Source organism: Pantoea sp. Cr_R13, from assembly GCF_029222565.1.
GTDB classification, from domain to species: domain Bacteria; phylum Pseudomonadota; class Gammaproteobacteria; order Enterobacterales; family Enterobacteriaceae; genus Pantoea; species Pantoea eucalypti.
This window is the reverse complement of sequence record NZ_JARHXL010000009.1, coordinates 433,435-447,253: the sequence shown is the minus strand read 5'-3', so window position 1 is coordinate 447,253 and position 13,819 is coordinate 433,435. Positions and strand designations below refer to the sequence as shown.

General features: G+C 55.8%; 14 protein-coding genes. 5 read left to right on the top strand and 9 right to left on the bottom strand.

Annotated features, from left to right (window positions below; translation table 11 throughout):
- From P2R09_RS06030 to ugpC, 4 genes are read left to right on the top strand one after another with little or no spacing between them, the layout of a single operon-like run.
- The gene (locus tag P2R09_RS06030; RefSeq protein WP_105099741.1) at positions 1-909 is read left to right on the top strand and encodes a sugar ABC transporter permease; all 909 of its coding nucleotides are present in this window, start codon (positions 1-3) and stop codon (positions 907-909) included.
- The gene (locus P2R09_RS06025; RefSeq protein ID WP_105099742.1) at positions 899-1,738 is read left to right on the top strand and encodes a carbohydrate ABC transporter permease; all 840 of its coding nucleotides are present in this window, start codon (positions 899-901) and stop codon (positions 1,736-1,738) included. The genes P2R09_RS06030 and P2R09_RS06025 overlap by 11 nt, the downstream gene beginning before the upstream one ends.
- 2 nt (positions 1,739-1,740) lie before the next feature.
- A complete protein-coding gene (locus P2R09_RS06020; protein WP_275768001.1) occupies positions 1,741-2,688 on the top strand; it encodes a carbohydrate kinase family protein in 948 nt (315 codons plus the stop codon).
- Between the two features lie 2 nt (positions 2,689-2,690).
- Positions 2,691-3,776 (top strand): sn-glycerol-3-phosphate ABC transporter ATP-binding protein UgpC, encoded by a 1,086-nt coding sequence (ugpC, locus tag P2R09_RS06015; protein ID WP_275767999.1) that lies wholly within the window; start codon positions 2,691-2,693, stop codon positions 3,774-3,776.
- Positions 3,777-4,015: 239 nt separating this feature from the next.
- Here ugpC and P2R09_RS06010 read toward each other — a convergent pair whose 3' ends face one another.
- On the bottom strand, positions 4,016-5,956 hold the full coding sequence (locus P2R09_RS06010) for a methyl-accepting chemotaxis protein (RefSeq protein ID WP_275767997.1): 1,941 nt from the start codon (positions 5,954-5,956) through the stop codon (positions 4,016-4,018).
- Positions 5,957-6,477: 521 nt separating this feature from the next.
- Here P2R09_RS06010 and P2R09_RS06005 point away from each other — a divergent pair.
- Positions 6,478-7,611: a Fic family protein gene (locus P2R09_RS06005; RefSeq protein ID WP_275768130.1), complete on the top strand. Its 1,134-nt coding sequence runs from the start codon at positions 6,478-6,480 to the stop codon at positions 7,609-7,611.
- A gap of 74 nt (positions 7,612-7,685) precedes the next feature.
- On the opposite strand, the gene P2R09_RS06000 is transcribed toward P2R09_RS06005, so the two are convergent.
- The 8 genes from P2R09_RS06000 to P2R09_RS05965 all read right to left on the bottom strand — a co-directional run bounded on the left by P2R09_RS06000 (position 7,686) and on the right by P2R09_RS05965 (position 13,818).
- Positions 7,686-8,027 carry a YebG family protein gene (locus P2R09_RS06000; RefSeq protein ID WP_275767995.1) on the bottom strand — a complete coding sequence of 114 codons (342 nt, stop codon included), beginning with the start codon at positions 8,025-8,027 and terminating at the stop codon, positions 7,686-7,688.
- Between the two features lie 156 nt (positions 8,028-8,183).
- On the bottom strand, positions 8,184-8,978 hold the full coding sequence (locus tag P2R09_RS05995; protein WP_003855101.1) for an SIR2 family protein: 795 nt from the start codon (positions 8,976-8,978) through the stop codon (positions 8,184-8,186).
- Positions 8,975-9,535, bottom strand: coding sequence for a non-canonical purine NTP pyrophosphatase (locus P2R09_RS05990; RefSeq protein WP_003855100.1), 561 nt, complete (start codon positions 9,533-9,535; stop codon positions 8,975-8,977). The genes P2R09_RS05995 and P2R09_RS05990 overlap by 4 nt, the downstream gene beginning before the upstream one ends.
- Positions 9,536-9,743: 208 nt before the next feature.
- Positions 9,744-10,643 carry a transporter substrate-binding domain-containing protein gene (locus tag P2R09_RS05985; RefSeq protein ID WP_275767992.1) on the bottom strand — a complete coding sequence of 300 codons (900 nt, stop codon included), beginning with the start codon at positions 10,641-10,643 and terminating at the stop codon, positions 9,744-9,746.
- Positions 10,640-11,434: an amino acid ABC transporter ATP-binding protein gene (locus P2R09_RS05980; RefSeq protein ID WP_008924653.1), complete on the bottom strand. Its 795-nt coding sequence runs from the start codon at positions 11,432-11,434 to the stop codon at positions 10,640-10,642. The genes P2R09_RS05985 and P2R09_RS05980 overlap by 4 nt, the downstream gene beginning before the upstream one ends.
- Positions 11,418-12,344 (bottom strand): amino acid ABC transporter permease, encoded by a 927-nt coding sequence (locus P2R09_RS05975; RefSeq protein ID WP_275767989.1) that lies wholly within the window; start codon positions 12,342-12,344, stop codon positions 11,418-11,420. Before P2R09_RS05975 ends, P2R09_RS05980 begins: the two co-directional genes overlap by 17 nt.
- A gap of 9 nt (positions 12,345-12,353) precedes the next feature.
- A complete protein-coding gene (locus P2R09_RS05970; RefSeq protein ID WP_275767987.1) occupies positions 12,354-12,866 on the bottom strand; it encodes a GNAT family N-acetyltransferase in 513 nt (170 codons plus the stop codon).
- 10 nt (positions 12,867-12,876) lie between these two features.
- On the bottom strand, positions 12,877-13,818 hold the full coding sequence (locus P2R09_RS05965) for an ABC transporter substrate-binding protein (protein WP_275767985.1): 942 nt from the start codon (positions 13,816-13,818) through the stop codon (positions 12,877-12,879).
- Position 13,819: the final 1 nt, after the last annotated feature.

The following is a 13,819-nucleotide window of genomic DNA, read 5'->3' as shown; positions in this document are numbered from 1 at the left end:
ATGCTGAGTTTGCGTCAACGCGAACAGCGTCAGGCATGGGTGCTGCTTGCACCCATGCTGCTGGTGATGCTGTTGTTAACCGCCTGGCCTCTGCTGCGCACTATCTGGCTGAGCTTTACTGATGCTGCGCTGATTGGCAGCGGTGAGTCCCCCGCCTGGATTGGCCTGGAAAACTATCTCTATGCGCTTAGCGATCCCGACTTTCGGGCATCGATCTGGCGCACGCTCTACTTCACCGTTGTATCCGTCACCTTCGAAGGCATCATCGGTGTGCTGGTCGCGCTGCTTTTGAATCAGAAATTCATCGGGCGCAACGTGCTGCGGGTGCTGGTAATTCTGCCATGGGCGCTACCGACCATCGTCAATGCCATGATGTGGCGGCTGAACTTTAACCCTGATTACGGCAGCATCAACGCCCTGCTCAGTCAGCTCGGTATTATTGATGGCTATCGCAGCTGGCTGGGCTCGCCGGATGCGGCACTCAACGCGGTAATGTTCGCAGATATCTGGAAAAACTATCCACTGGTCACGCTGCTGGTGCTGGCGGCACTGCAATCGATCCCTGAGGATCTGTTTGAAGCGGCACGGCTGGATGGCGCATCCGCCTGGCGTCGTTTCCGGGCGATTACCTTCCCGGCAATTGTTGCCCCGCTTGGCGTTGCACTGGTATTACGCACTATCGATGCTTTTAAAATTTTCGACATCATCTATGTCATGACGCGCGGCGGCCCGGTGGACAGCACCAAAACCTTAAGCTTTTTCGTCTATCAGGAGTCGTTCAGCTATCTGCGTGCTGGCAGTGGTGCGGCCTACGCAATATTGATGACCCTGATGTGCGCCCTGCTTATTACGCTTTACCTGCTGATGTTATGGCATCAGCGTCGCCGGAGTTCCGCTTATGAAAACTAAACTGCGGGGTATGCTGCGTTATATGGCGGCGCTGCTGGTCGCCATCAGCATTGTGGCGCCAATGGGCTGGCTGTTTTTAATGAGCGTCAGTTCTGCCAGTGATCTTTCACGCGTTCCGCTGGAGTGGCTGCCACGTCAGTGGGATTTCAGCCGCTATCAGGGACTGGTTTCACTGGCACCGAACCAGCCGGGCAACATTTTTCTGCATGCACTCGGCAACAGTTTGCTGGTGGCAACGGTGGCAACGGCGATTTCGTTGCTGCTGGCGATACCGGCGGCATTCAGTTTCTCACGCTACAGCGGACGTGATGCCTGGCTCTCCGGTGCACTGGCGATCTATATGGTGCCGCCGGTGGCGTTTGTGCTGCCACTCTACTTTCTGCTGCAACAGCTGGGGCTGCTCAACACACGCCCCGGTCTGGTGATGGTCTACTGCTCGCTGATCCTGCCGTTTCTGACCTGGATGCTGAAGAACCAGTTTGACTCGCTGCCGCGTGATATCGAGCAGGCAGCGCGTCTGGATGGTCTGCGCTTCTGGCAGGTTCTGCTACGCATCACACTGCCGCTGGCAAAACCAGTGCTCGGTGCCGCAGCACTGTTTGGCTGGCTACTGGCCTGGGATGAGTTTTTCTACGCGCTGTTGTTCACCAGCAACATTTCAGCACAGACACTGCCAGTCGCGATTGCCGGTTTCACCGCCGGACGTGCCACCGATGACGGGCTGATCGCGGCGATTGGCATTCTGGCTTCGGTGCCGCCACTGTTTATTGCCATCTGGTTGCAGAAGACGCTGGTCAGCGGTCTCACCAGCGGTGGAAGTAAGGGATAATTATGGATAAGACCATTGCGTCCACACTTTATGTGGTGGGCAACATTAATGTCGATTTAATTATGGGTACGCTCGGCGACTGGCCGGCACGCGGTACGGAAGTGATGCTTCAGCACAGTGCGTTACGTCCCGGTGGCTCAGCGGGTAATTGTGCGCTGGCGCTGGAGGCAATGCAGGTGCCGCATCGGGCTATTGCCAATCAGGGTGACGATGGCTTCAGTCACTGGCTCGCCAGTCATTTTCCCCACAGCGCCGCACACTGGCCGCGTTACGCCTGTGAGACCTCGCTCACGGTGGGCATAACGCATCCTGATAACGAACGTTCGTTTTTGAGCAATTACGGTCATATTACCGTGCTGACCGCTGACGATGTGCTGGCGCAGTTACCCCAGCAGGCGACGCAGGACGATATTGTGCTGCTGTGTGGCACCTTTCTCTGTCATGAACTTTATCGCCGCTATCCGACGTTGCTGGCCGCGCTACAGCAGCGAGGCTTTTGTGTCGCCGTGGATACCGGCTGGCCGCCTGCGGGCTGGAGTGATGAGCTTCGCCTGGAAATGGGTAACTGGTTGCCTGACTGTGACTGGCTGTTGCTGAATGAAGTGGAAGCGCTGGGTCTGGCGGGCGCAGACCTGCTGGAACAGAGCGGTAAACGGCTGGCGGCTCAGCTCAGTGGTCGCGGTGGTTGCGTGATTAAGTGTGGCGCAGAGGGCGCGCGTCTCTGGTCTGCGGCCTCGGTGCAATTTGCCGCCGGTCAGCCGGTGACGGTAGTCGATACCATTGGGGCCGGTGACAGTTTTAATGCCGGTTTTCTGACTGCACTGCTTTACCGCCAGTCATCGCATACCGCGCTGCGCTGGGGCATTGAAGTGGCCTCACAGGCCATAAGCAGCTCTCCGCGCCGCTATCCCAGCTGGCAACAACTCCAACTATCAAATGAGGTGCGCTGAATATGGCCAGTGTTGAACTTGTACAGGTGGCGAAGCGTTATGGTAAACAGAGCGTGCTGCACCCGCTGGATTTAACCATTCCTGATGGCAGTTTTACTGTTCTGGTCGGCCCCTCCGGCTGCGGAAAATCGACGTTGCTGCGGCTGCTTGCCGGGCTTGATACCGTCTCTGATGGGGCGATCATGCTGGATAAAAAGCGGATTAACGATCTCGATCCTGCCGACCGGGATATCGCCATGGTATTCCAGAGCTATGCGCTCTATCCGCACCTCACCGTTGCAGAGAATCTGGCGTTTCACATGCAGGTAAAAAAGGTGAAGCGCGAGGAGCAGAAAAGCAAAATCGCCCGCATCGCCGGCATTCTCGGCATCGACCAGCTCTTACAGCGTTATCCACGGGCCTTGTCCGGCGGACAGCGGCAGCGCGTAGCGATGGGACGGGCCATGGTCCGCAACCCACAGGTATTTCTGTTCGATGAGCCGCTCTCAAACCTGGATGCCCAGTTACGCATGGAGCTTCGTGCCGAAATTAAATCTCTCCATCAGCGCTTCAACACCACGATGGTTTACGTTACCCACGATCAGGTCGAGGCGATGACGCTGGCGGATCAGATTGTGGTAATGAAAGAGGGCGTGATTGTGCAACAGGGCGCGCCGCTGGCGATTTATGATCGGCCGGTTAACACGTTTGTGGCGCGGTTTATCGGTTCGCCGCCAATGAACCTGATGGATGCCTGCTTCCAGTCACGGGATGGCCTGCCTGGTGTTTACTGTGGTAAGCAGTGGCTGCCATTGCCGCCTCGCTGGCACCGTGCCGCGCAGCAGCAGCAGGCTGGCCAGCCGGTTACGCTGGGCGTGCGCCCTCACGATCTGATTTTTGATGCCAGCGGACAACCCGCTGCGGTAAATATTGTGGAGATCACGGGTGAATCAACGCTGTTGCATCTGAACTGGCAGGGTTTCCCGCTGCATATGCAGTTGAGCGGTCGTAGTGACGCCATGCCTGGCGGTACGCTACCGATCACCGTAAACCCGGAAAAAATGCACCTGTTTGATGCCAGCAGCGGTGAGCGGCTGATGGAGCAATGATTAATCTGAAGTCAGTAGTGAATGCAGGGAGTAAACCCGCTTAAAGCGATGGGAGCATACGCCTGTAGCAACGCATCGCGGGCTACGGACAAAAAACTCCCGGCGCTTTTTGAACAACGTAAAGCGCTGGCCCGGCTACGGGCGCACCTCAGGGCTGAGGTGCGTCATCGCCACGTTGAGTCGCCATGGATGGCGCTCTTGCGTCTTTGCGTAAGGCGTATGCTACCTGAGCTGCATCCTTATGCCAGATGGAACTGCTCCACCGTCTGTGACAGCTGCTGCGCCTGATCTTCCAGTGAGCTGGCGGCCGCCGACATCTGCTGCACCAGCGCGGCGTTCTGTTGGGTCACGCCATCCATTTCATTGACGGCAATCGTCACCTGGCTGATGCCACGCGCCTGTTCGCTGGATGCAGTAACAATCTCACCAATAATGCCCTGCACTGAATTGACCGCGTGCATCATCTCCTGCATGGTTTTACCGGCATCGTTTACCAGCCGGACACCACTCTCGACTCGCACGCTCGACTCTTCAATCAGTGCACCAATCTCCTTCACCGCATTCGCGCTGCGCTGGGCAAGGTTGCGCACTTCAGAGGCGACTACCGCAAAACCGCGGCCCTGTTCACCGGCACGTGCGGCTTCCACCGCCGCGTTCAGCGCCAGAATATTGGTCTGAAAGGCAATGCTGTTGATCATCGTGGTAATGTCGCCGATCTTTTTCGAACTGTCATCGATCTGCGCCATGGTCTGCACCACCTCACCCACCAGCGAGGCACCGCGACTGGCAATATGCGTCGCGTTTTCAGTCAGGCTGGTTGCCTGCTGCGCATTGTCGGCATTCAGGCGAATCGTGGCGCTGATCTGCTCCATACTGGCTGCGGTCTGCTCCAGCGCAGCAGCCTGTTCCTCGGTGCGTGATGCCAGATTGAGGTTGCCACTGGCGATCTCGCCCGCGCCCTGACGTACTGATTCACTGGAATCTTTTATCTGTTCAACAATCTGTCGGAGCTGGCTTTGCATGGTGCTAAGCGCGAAGAACAGGCTGCTGCTATCACCGCTCTTCACCGGGATCCGGTTATCCAGCTTGCCATCAGCAACGGCCAGGGCAATATGCGCCGCTTCAACCGGCTCGCCCCCAATTGGACGCAGCACTTTACGGCTGAACAGCATGCCCAGCACCGCGCCGACCAGCAGAACGCTTACGACCATCATGATCACCGCCCACATCAGCTGGCGGGTGGATGCGGCCATCACCTGACTGACCGGTGCAACGACGCCCAGATACCAGGCTTTGTCGCTGTTCCCAATCACTACTCGCTGCCAGGTAACCAGGGCATCTTCACCCAGCACGGCATCAAAATGCTCTACGACTTTCGACGTAAAGCCATTTTTTTCCCCTTTCCACGGTTTCCCAGCCTCATCCTTCACCGGCGAGGAGACAACGTTACCGTTACTGGAGAGTAGCAACGCATAGCCGCTGCCCTGCCAGGGTTTAATCTGATTCACTTTCTGTTGCAGTGAAGCCAGGGATATATCAGAGGTGACAACTGCTTTTAAGGTGCCCTGATCCATAATGACGGCCGCTACGGAGGTGAGCAGGGTCGGCACGCCGTTATAGGCATAACTATAGGGTTCGGTAAGCGTGTCTTTTTGTGATTTTTGCGGGACCAGATAGTAATCGCCCTGACCCGGCGTCAGATAAGAGAGCAGCGGATGCATGGCATATTTACCTGATGTGTCACGATCCACAAAAAAGGCATAGCGCCCCTGTGGCGCCTGTCCCGGCTGTGAGGCGAACTCAGCATCACGGCCATCAAACGCATTCTGTTCAAAGATGACTGACATCGACAGATAGTCAGGATTCGCGCGTAACGCATACTCCATCACTTTATCAACCGCTTTGCGATCGGTAATACCGGCGCGGGGTAACGCGATCAGACTTTGACCGAGAAGGCTGGCAACATCGCGGGCATGGCTCAGTTCCTGCTGCACCTGCAAGGCACGGCTTTGCGCAATCTGCTGCAGATATTTTTCGGCCAGTTGTTTTTGTTCTTTACCTGATTGCCAGCTGAGGACCCCAATTGTCACGGTAAATCCCAGCACTATCGTTAAACCACCCATGATTAACATCTGCGCACGGGTACTCATTTTTTTCTTATGCGTTACCTGACCGGCCATAGTGATTCCCCTGGAATTTACCTGCCTCAATACCTCCCTGTGTTCATGGTGCTCCTGAGATCATCTATCGGCGGCGTTTTTTTGAACTTTAATGGGGCTTATCCTGCCGTGATGGGGGTCTCAACGTGCGCGGTAGAGGAAAGTTGATCGCGAGGGGAAGATGGCAAGCCTGCAGAACGGGCTTTTTTTGATCTGCAACAATATCGCCAGCCGCTATTACTGTCAGTTTATGTCAACAGTTGCTGTAGCCCCCTTATCGCAGTGGAGAGAGAACAATGATCGGTAAATCAGGATTGGCTGTTGGGATGGTTGTCTGGCTAGTGTATATCGCCTGGATCGTTCATTACTATTCAGACACTTTTATGCAGTTCTCCCGCTAATAAACAGGGCCTTCGGGTCCTTTTCTTTGCCTGCCATTCCGCACGGTTGGCCTGTGAGCCAAATATCCGCTATTATCGACTCATATCATGAGCCGATTAACTACACTTATTCGGCTCATTCTCTTTAACCGTGAGTGGATGATGAGCGTTGACTGGATCTGGCAACAGCCGGAATGGCCCCAATTTCATTGGCAGGATAACGAGCTGCTACCACGCCTGCGCCATTTGCAGCAGCAGCGCGGTTTGCTGCTCGGCCGCGCCAGCCTGCAATCAGACAATGAATCACAGACGCTGGATACCCTGTTGGGTAATATTCTCTCCTCTTCGGCGATCGAAGAGGAGCGGGTAAACGTGCAGTCAGTTCGCTCGTCTCTGGCGCGCCGGTTAGGCGTTACGGAAACGCAGCCCTATCCGGTCTCCGATCGGTCAGAAGGACTGGCCGCGATGATGCTTGATGCCATCAACAATCGCAGCCAGCCATTAACGCTGGAACGGTTATTTCAGTGGCATCACTGGCTCTTCCCGGCAGATGAATGGACAGTACAGCGCCTGAGCGTCGGGACGCTGCGTGGCAGTGAACCCATGCAGGTGGTTTCAGGACGCATAGATCGTCCCACGGTACATTTTGAAGCCCCACCGCGACACGGACTGGAGCCACAGCTGGCAGAGTTCATCGCGTGGTTTAACAGCAGTCAGCATGATGTGATGCTGGACCCGCTGCTGCGCGCCGCCATCTGCCATCTGTGGTTTGTCACGCTACACCCTTTTGATGACGGGAATGGCCGTATCACGCGAGCATTGACCGATCTCGCCCTGGCACAGGCTGACAGCCAGAGCATCCGCCTGTACGCCATGTCTCCGGCAATACTGGCGCAGCGTGCCGGTTATTACCGGATCCTTGAGCAGACGCAGAAAGGCGGCCTTGATATCACCCGTTGGCTGGTGTGGTTTCTGGATATCCTGGATGAGAGCCTGAAACAGGCATTGGATGTTATCGATCGCACACAGTTGAAAGCGCGATTCTGGTTACGACATCAGGGGATGTCATTAAGTCCGGAACAGGTAAAAGTCCTTAACCGGCTGTTAGACGGTGGCGAGCAGGGTTTCGAACAGGGGATAAGCGCCAGCCAGTATCAGAAAGTCGCGAAAGTAAGTAAAGCCACGGCGACCCGTCATCTGGCGGATCTGGTTGAAAAAGGCTGTCTGTACCGGCTTGAGGGAGGCGGCAGAAGCACCCGCTATCAGGTTAAAACCCGCGAGATACTTACAGGTTAATGGCATGAAGGCGGTGATCAAACCGTTATTCAAAAACAGCAATGCCGGAAGGTTCGCTTCCGGCATTGTGGCAATTACGCGGCTTTAACAGCGCGCACTTTCTTGGCAGCAGGCTCTTCAGCCTGCTCATCCGCGCCAGCGTCTGACACGGCTTCCGGTTGAGAGACGGAGACTGCCGCTTCCGGCAATTTGCTGGTGCGCAGAATATGCTGAACCGCATCTTTCTGTTCTGCAATCAGCAGGCCCAGGGTTTCAGCCTGAGATTCATCCAGTGCAGGTTGATGCTGTAACAGCCAGTCAGTGAAAGCTTCGGCCATATCGAGCATTTTGTCGTAGGCATCGGCCTCTTTCTTATTGGCAAACGTCATCTTCTCTTCACCCTTTCTGACTACAACAAATTTTGTTTCAACAGCCATCTTTTCGCCCTCAGGTACTGTGTATACATACAGTATATCATGCCGGTTATGCTTTGCCAGCATAGAATAGAGTTTATCGGTTATGCACCGGCTAACCTTAACCGGGCGCAGGTTTTTTTTATTTTCCTGAGGCTTCTCTGCCGGAAACTGCGCTGACTAGACCAGCAGCTCTTCAAGGAACATCGCCAGCGCCTTGCGTGGATCGTCTTCTTCAGAAACGATCACCTCGATCCCCCACTGCCCCAGCACCTCTTTGGCCACCGGGTTATTACGGTTAGTGAACAGATACGATTTTGGTCGCGCCGTCGCCAGCCCGGTGCGGCCCCACATTTTGGTCAGACGGTAAAACAGCAGGCGAATGTTGAAATCACTGATGCTGTAGCCGACAAACAGCACAGAATTGCCCATCACGTCATGGGTCAGCTTAATGTCGAGCGGCGAGTCAAAATAGAGACGTTCGAAATAGCTGCTCTCATCAAGCACGATTGAGGTGTCATCATCGAAGTCACCGTGCAGTTTGATGATGTGGCGCTTATCTTCGGTCAAAGAGACCAGATCGGCAGCATTGGCCACTTTATAATAGGGTACGCCGTGCGCGTCGTGCGCCGCTTCCAGCCAGCGATCATAGTTAGTGGTGTAAATGCGGGAGAAGTTACCCTGGGTAATCATGGTATGAATTTCAGAAGACCGGACATCGATATCCGGACGGTGCCACTCGCGATCCATCCAGCTGCGCAGCGGGCCTAGGGAACCTTTCTTCTGCTTGTAATACTCTGCCAGTGACAGATGCGTGCCATAGGTATTAAAAATTTTGGGATCGTAACCCAGCTCGTTTGCAAGATGCGCAATCAGTTCGTGCCACTCGGGAAGACCAAAATTGCGCGAAATACCGGCACCGGCAAATAGAATCAGTTTGCCGGAATCATAGGCGCGCTTGAGTTCAGGTTTCATGCCACTCCCCGCGAGGTTTTTAAAAAGGTAGCGAAACGATCCAGCGCAATACGCCGCATCGAAATCTCATTCTTGAGTTCACCCATTTCCGCAAAGGTCTGGTCATAGCCTTCGGGAATAAACACACAGTCCCACTGAAAGCCACGTGTCCCGGCAGGTTTCGCGGCGATGGTGCCTCGCAGTTCGCCAGAAAACTGATACATTTTACGGCCGTCACAATAGCCCAGCACCGTTTTAGCCGTCACGGCCTGGCTGTCGAGCCCCTGTACCAGCGCGGTAAAGCGCTCAGCGTCCAGGCGGTTCCAGAAGATGCGGGTCAGACCAGCGGGCAGACCATTGAGGCCATCCAGATAGAGGCCGGTATGCTCCACAAACAGCGGTCGCCCAATCAGCGAAAACGCCTTGGTGAGTTTGTCGCGCACCAGGTCGAGCTCGTTTTCAGTCTGAATTTCTTCGATGCGACGGGCGATGGGCAGCACTTCGACCCCGATGGGTTCGAGTATCTTGCGCACCTCAGCCAGTTTTGGTTCATTGGCAGAAAGGAATCTGATTTTCATGGGGCTTCCAGGTTAATTACTCCACCAGGCACTGAATGTTAACGGAAACAGGCGGGCAGGATAAATCACTATCGCTGAAGAGTGTAGCTCAATTCGGTGAGGCGCTGCGAGCCGGGGGCGGTCAGACGAGAGAGGCGCGGGAGGGGATCCAACATTGTTCTGGCTCACTTTTTTAATGAAAAGCCGGGACAGCGCCGGCTCTGTGGACTCAGTAAACAATGCCCGGTGGATTTACTGTGGAGTGAGCGATGGCTTCATCCTGTTCTCCCCAGCGGGCCAGCACCTGCTGATACTGACCACCCGTAATGGTGCCGTCGAGCGCAGCCTGTAGCGCCAGGGCCAGACCATTGCCCTTTTTGGTGGTCACGGCAACCCAGGCGCGAAACGGCCCACTGCCCACCAGTTTTGTCTGTCCGCGTGACGCCATTTTCCAGGCCGCCATGGAGTGAGGCCCAAACATCGCATCGGCCCGCCCAGACAGCAGCGTCAGCGTCGCCGATGCATCATCAGTAAGGTAGATCGGCGTTACCGCAGGCAGACCTTGGGTCCGGTTCTGCTGATCCCAGCTCAGCAATATGCGCTCCTGATTAGTGCCCGACGAGACGATAATTCGCTTGCCGGCAATATCAGCCGGGCTATTAATCCGGCTGATTTGACTGTCGCTTTTCACCGCAAAGGCGTGGTTGTCGGCGCGATAGGTCGCAAAATCGAACTTCTTCTTGCGCTCTTCAGTAACGGCTATATTGAACATCGCGACATCATAGCGTCCGGCGCTGATGCCCAGCGGCCAGTCCTCCCATGAAGCCGGAACCAGCTTCAGCTTTAAGCCCAGGCTGTCCGCCAGCAGTCTGGCAATATCCGGGTCACTGCCAATCCGTGTCACGTTGTCTGACGCCAGCAGTGACAGCGGCGGTGAGTTGGTGGCTGAGGTCGCAACCGTCAGCGTACCAGCTTCGATAAAATGAAAACCAGCGGGAATTTTAGCGATCGCCTGCGGATTAGCCGGGGCATGGATCGGCACCTCATTTTTAAGCACATCAAGCTTCTCTGCCGCTGAACAGGTCAGCGCCGGAAGAAGCATCAGCGCGGTAAACGTTAGCCCTCTCATAACACGCGCGCCAGGAAACGGCGGGTGCGTTCATGACGCGGATGATTGAGCACCTGCGTCGTGCTGCCCTGCTCCACAATCCGGCCATCCACCATAAAGACCACATTGTCTGCCACTTCACGGGCAAAGCCGATCTCATGCGTCACAATCACCAGCGTAGTCCCGGAACGTGCAAGCTTTTTAATCACGTCGAGGACTTCGCCGACCAGTTCCGGGTCCAGCGCCGAGGTCGGCTCATCGAACAGCATGACACGCGGATTAAGCATCAGCGCACGCGCAATAGCGATGCGCTGCTGCTGCCCGCCCGACAGATGACGTGGCCAGGCATCCGCTTTATGGCGCAGGCCCACAATATCCAGCAGTTCACCGGCGCGCTGTATCGCTTCCGTTTTCGTTAACTGCCGATGCGCAATCGGCGCTTCAATGAGGTTATCCAGCACGCTGAGGTGTGGGAACAGATTGAAATTCTGGAACACATAGCCGACGTTGATGCGCTGGCGCAGAATCGCCTTCTCTTTCAGCTCATAAAGCTTATTGCCGCGTTGCTGATAGCCGATGTAGTCACCATCAATCTGAATAAATCCCTCATCGACCCGCTCCAGATGATTAATGGTGCGCAGCAGCGTGGATTTACCGGAACCGGAGGGGCCAAGAATCACCGTTACTGAACCGGGTTCCAGCGACAGCGAAACATCATCCAGCGCTTTATGTTTACCAAAACGTTTACTGACCCCGGTGATACTGATGGCACCGGTGGTGTGAGAAGTGCGGTAATCAATGGCTTCGGACATGGCTGATCTCCTCGGTTGGATGAAGGGGTGTGACGCGGTTGCGCCACTGTCGCCAGCGAGAGGGTTGCGGTTCACGCGTGACGCTGCGGGCCATCCAGCGTTCAGCGTTGTACTGAATCACGGACAATACGGTGGTAATAATCAGATACCAGGCGGCCCCCACCATCAGTAGCGGGATCACTTCCTGGTTACGGTTGTAGATCATCTGGATGGTGTAAAACAGCTCCGGCATCGCCAGCACGTAAACCACGGAAGTGCCCTTCGCCAGGCTGATGATCTCGTTAAAGGCAGTAGGAATAATGGCGCGCAGTGCCTGCGGCAGAATGATGCGGAAGGTGCGGCGCGTGGCGGAGAGACCCAACGCGGACGCGGCTTCTACCTGACCGTGATCGACACCGAGGATACCGCCACGAATAATCTCCGCACTGTAAGCCGCCTGCACCAGCGTCAGACCAATAACGGCAGCCTGAAACTGGCCCAGTACGTTAATCGTCTGATACGCGCGCCACGACAGACCGGTGAACGGAATGCCTATCGACAGGGTGTCGTAGAGATAGGAGAAGTTATAAAGAATAATCAGCACGACAATCAGCGGCAGTGACCTGAACAGCCAGATATAACCCCACGCCAGCGTGCTCAGCAGCCATGACGAGGAAAGTCGCGCCAGCGCCAGCAGACCGCCCAAAAGCAGGCTGAATACTGTGCCCAGCAGGGTCAGCAGTAGCGTCTGACCCAGGCCATGCAGGATCACCGGATCAAAGAACCAGCGGGCAAACACGCTCCACTCCCAGCGTGGGTTAAAGGCCACCGACTGCACCACGCCCGCCAGTATAAACAGCGCCACGATAGCCCCGGCGGTGCGGGCCGGGTAGCGCGCTGGCACCACCTGTAGTTGTTGATGCTTGCTCATCGTCACTCCTTAACTCGCTTCGGCGACGTTATAAACGCCGATGACTTTACTAAAACGCAGTCGTCCGTCATGGGGCGGCTGGCCATAACGCTCCAGATCGCCGCTGAGATCAAAATGAGGCTGATAGCCGTGGCCGGTATAGAGCCGCACCGCTTCCGGCTGGCGAAAGCCGGTGGTGAGAAACAGCCGCTGATAACCTGCCTGCAGCGCACGCCGCTCCAGCTCCTGCAACACCACCAGTGCCAGCCCCTGACGACGCAGATCGCTGCGTGTCCAGATACGTTTCAGCTCGGCGGTTTGTGGATCACAGGGTTTGTAAGCGCCCATCGCGATAATCTCCCCGTCACGCTCCAGCACAATAAACAGCCCCTGCGGCGGCAGATACCATTCGGTCAGTTCCTGCTCTTTATGCCGGGCAAAGTAGTCACCGTAGCGCGCGGAATATTCATCAAATAGCCCGCCGAGAATCGGCTGGAGCTCTGGTGCATCGGGTGAAACATCGCGAAAAGTGGATTCACTCATGGTCAGCTCCTTAGTCGCCCAGCCCGGCGGGATTGATTTCTGAACGGTCGATCTTCTCAACACCTTCACCCCAGCGGTTCAGCACCTTCTGATAGTCGCCATTGCCGATCACGCCGTTCAGCGCAGTACTGATCGGTTCCGCCAGGCCGTTGCCTTTCTTCACGGTAACGGCGATGTGTGCCGCTTTTGGCCAGCCACCATCGACACTGCCCACCAGGCGGGTTTTACCCGTCAGTGCCGCTTTCCACGCTCCAATCACGTTGGGACCGAAGTATGCATCTGCGCGGCCCGCCTGCAGCGCCAGCGTTTGAGCCGCATCATCTTTGGCGTAGATCGGCGTAAAGGCTTTCAGTCCCTTTGCCTGATTCTCTTTATCCCATGCCAGCAGAATCGCCTCCTGATTGGTGCCGGATCCCACGATGATCCGCAGCCCGGCGATATCATCTGCTTTAGTCAGTGATTTTATCGGGCTGCTGGTTTTGACATAAAAACCCAGGGAGTCTTTACGGTAGGTAGCAAAGTCGAATTTCTCTTTACGATCTTTGGTCACGGTAATGTTGGAGATCGCCGCGTCATACTTGCCCGAGGCCACACCCAGCGGCCAGTCTTCCCACGACGCAGGCACGACGTTGAGTTTCAGTCCCAGGCTGTCAGCGACAAGCCGGGCAATGTCCACTTCACTGCCGAGCAGAGTTTTATTGTCGTCGGAAAACACGGTGAGCGGTGGCGAATTCAGTGCCGCAACCGCCACCGTAAAGGAACCTGGCACCACAAAGTGATGACCGGCAGGCAACTGAGCGATGGCATCCGGATTCTTCACGGTATTGACTGGCGCTTTATTCGCTTCAAGACTGACCCGCTGGCCGTTATAGGAAACGCGGGTATCTTCCGCCAGCGCATGGCTGCTGGCCGCCAGAATAAGCAGGGCGAGAAGAGGTGATGTTTTTTTCATG

What these genes read in the sequence shown, in the direction of transcription:
- P2R09_RS06010 (WP_275767997.1), bottom strand. Translation starts at nt 5,956, where the DNA reads ATGGCCGGTCAGGTAACGCATAAGAAAAAAATGAGTACCCGTGCGCAG.
- P2R09_RS05965 (WP_275767985.1), bottom strand. Translation starts at nt 13,818, where the DNA reads ATGAAAAAAACATCACCTCTTCTCGCCCTGCTTATTCTGGCGGCCAGC.
- P2R09_RS05975 (WP_275767989.1), bottom strand. Translation starts at nt 12,344, where the DNA reads ATGAGCAAGCATCAACAACTACAGGTGGTGCCAGCGCGCTACCCGGCC.
- P2R09_RS05970 (WP_275767987.1), bottom strand. Translation starts at nt 12,866, where the DNA reads ATGAGTGAATCCACTTTTCGCGATGTTTCACCCGATGCACCAGAGCTC.
- P2R09_RS06025 (WP_105099742.1), top strand. Translation starts at nt 899, where the DNA reads ATGAAAACTAAACTGCGGGGTATGCTGCGTTATATGGCGGCGCTGCTG.
- P2R09_RS05990 (WP_003855100.1), bottom strand. Translation starts at nt 9,535, where the DNA reads ATGAAAATCAGATTCCTTTCTGCCAATGAACCAAAACTGGCTGAGGTG.
- P2R09_RS05980 (WP_008924653.1), bottom strand. Translation starts at nt 11,434, where the DNA reads ATGTCCGAAGCCATTGATTACCGCACTTCTCACACCACCGGTGCCATC.
- P2R09_RS06030 (WP_105099741.1), top strand. Translation starts at nt 1, where the DNA reads ATGCTGAGTTTGCGTCAACGCGAACAGCGTCAGGCATGGGTGCTGCTT.
- P2R09_RS06005 (WP_275768130.1), top strand. Translation starts at nt 6,478, where the DNA reads ATGAGCGTTGACTGGATCTGGCAACAGCCGGAATGGCCCCAATTTCAT.
- P2R09_RS05985 (WP_275767992.1), bottom strand. Translation starts at nt 10,643, where the DNA reads ATGAGAGGGCTAACGTTTACCGCGCTGATGCTTCTTCCGGCGCTGACC.
- P2R09_RS06020 (WP_275768001.1), top strand. Translation starts at nt 1,741, where the DNA reads ATGGATAAGACCATTGCGTCCACACTTTATGTGGTGGGCAACATTAAT.
- P2R09_RS06000 (WP_275767995.1), bottom strand. Translation starts at nt 8,027, where the DNA reads ATGGCTGTTGAAACAAAATTTGTTGTAGTCAGAAAGGGTGAAGAGAAG.
- ugpC (WP_275767999.1), top strand. Translation starts at nt 2,691, where the DNA reads ATGGCCAGTGTTGAACTTGTACAGGTGGCGAAGCGTTATGGTAAACAG.
- P2R09_RS05995 (WP_003855101.1), bottom strand. Translation starts at nt 8,978, where the DNA reads ATGAAACCTGAACTCAAGCGCGCCTATGATTCCGGCAAACTGATTCTA.